The organism is Streptomyces sp. NPDC007917 (assembly GCF_042959105.1).
In the GTDB taxonomy this organism is placed as follows: domain Bacteria; phylum Actinomycetota; class Actinomycetes; order Streptomycetales; family Streptomycetaceae; genus Streptomyces.
In genome coordinates, this window is the sequence record NZ_JBIBKK010000083.1 from 1 (window position 1) to 1,437 (window position 1,437).

The following is a 1,437-nucleotide window of genomic DNA, read 5'->3' on the forward strand; positions in this document are numbered from 1 at the left end:
CACCGGTATGAGGTGACGCTGTTCAAGGATCCTGCTGGTCTGGTCGATCTGGCGGATGTGCCGGTGGTGCGCTGGGGAGGGGATGTAGCGGGCCTTGGGGAGTTGGAGGCTCGGGTGGCCGGGGGCGGCCCGGTGCGTGTGGTGGGTGTGCCCAACCCCCGGCTGGTGGGGGAGGTCCGGGCCGCTCGTGCTCTGGACCATGGTGCGGCTCCTGCCGAGGTGCGGTCGCTGGCGGTGGCTGTCCCGGACATGGGCACTGATCCTGAGGTGGTGCTTGGCTGGGCGGAGGCCCGTGGCTGGCAGGCTGTGGCGACCTGGGATCCGGAGCGGCTGGACACTTATGATCTGCTTCTGCTCGCCGGCCGGGGGCTGGTGGTCGGTGGTTATCGGCCGGGTGGGGTGGTGAGGTCGGTGAATACGCCTGCCCGGGCCGGCAGGAGTGTCGCTCTGACTGCTGCGTTGCGTCGTGGGTTGCGGGGGCAGTTGCCGGATTACATGGTTCCTGGGGCGATCGTGGTGTTGGATCGTCTGCCGTTGACGGCTAATGGGAAGGTCGATCGTGCGGCGTTGCCTGCGCCGGATTACTCGGCTGTGGGTGTGGGTCGGGTGGCGCGTAGTGCGCGGGAGGAGATTTTGGCGGGTTTGTTCGCCGAGGTGCTGGGTGTGCCGGCGGTGGGGATCGATGATGGTTTCTTTGATCTGGGTGGTCATTCGTTGCTGGCGACTCAGCTGGTGAGCCGGATCCGTTCCACGCTGGGTGTGGAGATGGCGTTGCAGACGCTTTTCGAGGCGCCGACGGTGGCGCGGCTGGCTCCGTGTCTGAGCGGGCATGACGAGGTGCGTCCGCCGTTACTGCCTGCCACCCGGCCCAGTCCCCTGCCACTGTCCTACGCCCAGCAGCGACTGTGGTTCCTCCACAAACTCGAGGGACCGTCCGCCACCTACAACATGCCCCTCGCCCTGCACCTGAACGGCAGCGTGGATCAGCAGGCCCTACTCGCCGCGCTCAATGATGTGATCGCTCGCCATGAGGCACTGCGCACGGTCTTCCGCGAGGTCGACGGGCATGCCTCGCAGATCGTGCTCAGTCCCGAGCAGGCGTGTATCGGACTACCGACACATCCCGTCGCCAAGGCGGAGTTGACGGATGCGCTGAGCCTGGTCGCCCGTCACACCTTCGACCTGTCCTCTGATATCCCGCTGCGCGCTGAGCTGTTCACCGTGAGTGGGGCGGAGTCGGTGCTGATGCTGGTGCTGCACCACATCGCCGCTGACGGCTGGTCGATGGCCCCCCTCGCCCAGGATCTGATCGTCGCCTACTCGGCCCGTCTTGGCGGCGGTGCGCCCGAGTGGTCTGTCCTGCCGGTGCAGTACGCGGACTACACGCTGTGGCAGCGTGAGCTGCTCGGTGATGACACTGATGCCGACAGTCTCTTC

At 66.7% G+C, this 1,437-nt stretch carries 2 protein-coding genes; one reads left to right on the forward strand and one right to left on the reverse strand.

What is annotated here, in order from left to right:
- On the reverse strand, positions 1 to 201 hold a 201-nt coding region (locus ACFZDL_RS47195; RefSeq protein WP_391194627.1), incomplete at its 3' end, for a hypothetical protein.
- Between the two features lie 33 nt (positions 202 to 234).
- Between ACFZDL_RS47195 and ACFZDL_RS47200 the strand changes: the two genes are divergently transcribed.
- On the forward strand, positions 235 to 1,437 hold a 1,203-nt coding region (locus ACFZDL_RS47200; RefSeq protein WP_391194629.1), incomplete at its 3' end, for a condensation domain-containing protein.